2 protein-coding genes are annotated in these 1642 nt (G+C 72.7%); both read left to right on the top strand.

Annotated elements, in window-relative coordinates:
• Positions 1-69: 69 nt before the first annotated feature.
• The gene (gene istA, locus PGB27_RS29330; RefSeq protein WP_274203993.1) at positions 70-1341 is read left to right on the top strand and encodes an IS21 family transposase; all 1272 of its coding nucleotides are present in this window, start codon (positions 70-72) and stop codon (positions 1339-1341) included.
• Positions 1341-1642: ATP-binding protein (locus tag PGB27_RS29325; RefSeq protein WP_274203992.1), on the top strand; the 302-nt coding region annotated here is incomplete at its 3' end. The genes istA and PGB27_RS29325, both read left to right, overlap by 1 nt.

Here is a 1642-nt window from a genome sequence, read left to right as displayed (position 1 = left end):
TGCTGACGACGGCTGAAAGCTGACCCCTTGGCGACGGGTGAATCTGGACCCCCTTGCCGTTAGTGAGGGGTGCTGAGCGTGGAGGACTGGGCGGAGATCCGCCGGTTGCACCGGGCTGAGGGGATGCCGATCAAGGCGATCGTGCGCCAGCTCGGGGTCGGTCGGAACACGGTGCGTCGGGCGCTGGCCGCGGACGCGCCGCCGAAGTATCAGCGTCGGGCGAAGGGCTCGATCGTCGACGATGTCGAGCCGCGCGTGCGGGAGCTGCTCGCCGAGTGGCCGACGATGCCAGCGACGGTGATCGCCGAGCGGATCGGCTGGGACCGGTCGTTGACGGTGCTCAAGGACCGGGTTCGGGAGCTGCGCCCGCAGTATCAGCCGCCGGATCCGGCCTCGCGGACCGAGTACCGACCCGGCGAGCTCGCTCAGTGCGACTTGTGGTTCCCGCCGGCGCAGGTGCCGCTGGGAGCCGGGCAGGTCGGGTCGCCGCCGGTGCTGGTGATGGTGTCGGGCTACTCGCGGATCATGGCCGCCCGGATGCTGCCGTCCCGGCAGAGTCCGGACCTGCTGGCCGGGCACTGGCATCTGCTCAGCGGCTGGGGCGCAGTGCCGCGGGCGCTGGTCTGGGACAACGAGCCCGCGGTCGGCTCCTGGCGCGCCGGGCGCCCGGTCCTGACCGAGGCCATGAGCGGGTTCCGGGGCGCGCTGGGGATCAAGGTCGTGCAGTGCCGCCCGGGCGACCCGGAAGCCAAGGGCCTGGTCGAGCGGGCCAACAAGTACCTGGAGACCTCATTCCTGCCGGGCCGCGGGTTCAGCTCGCCGGGCGACTTCAACGGCCAGCTCGGGGTCTGGCTGGCCCGGGCCAACCAGCGCCACCACCGTCGACTCGGCTGCCGCCCGCTCGACCGCTGGAAGGCCGACCGAGACGCGATGGTGGCGCTGCCGCCGCTCGCGCCGGCCAGGGCAACCTCGGGCTGGACGACCAGCCTGCGCCTGCCGCGGGATCACTACGTCCGCCTCGACGCCAACGACTACTCGGTGCACCCGAGCGCGGTCGGGCGTCGCGTGGTGGTCAGCGCTGACCTCGAGCAGGTCACGGTGACCCTTGCTGAGGGTCGCGCCGCGGCTGGGGACGTTGTCCGCGTCGCCCGCCACGACCGCTGCTGGGCCCGGCACCAGACGATCACCGACCCAGTTCACGCCGATGCCGCGGCCTGGTTGCGTCATGCCCGCCGCGATCAGCCGGTTGCGGCCGCGCACGACGAGGTCGCCTACCGCGACCTCGGCGACTACGACCGCCTCTTCGGCCTGGTCGACGACCTCGACGCGCAGGCTGTCTGATGCCGCCGAAGAACGCAGGCACCCCCGCGACCAGTGGCCGCAACGTGGCCTCGGAGCTGGCGTTCCTGACCCGGGCGCTCAAGGCGCCCTCGCTGGCGGCTGCGGTCGAGCGGCTGGCCGAACGGGCCCGGACCGAGTCCTGGACCCACGAGGAGTTCCTGGCCGCCTGCCTGCAGCGTGAGGTCGCTGCCCGCGAAGCCCACGGCGGTGAGGGCCGCATCCGCGCCGCCCGCTTCCCCGCCCGCAAGTCCCTCGAAGACTTCGACGTCGAGCACCAGCGCTCCCTCAAGCGCGAGACCCT

The organism is Actinomycetospora lemnae (assembly GCF_028737315.1).
Classification (GTDB): domain Bacteria; phylum Actinomycetota; class Actinomycetes; order Mycobacteriales; family Pseudonocardiaceae; genus Actinomycetospora; species Actinomycetospora lemnae.
The sequence above is the reverse complement of the archived record's forward strand: the minus strand, read 5'-3'. Positions and strand labels throughout refer to the sequence as shown.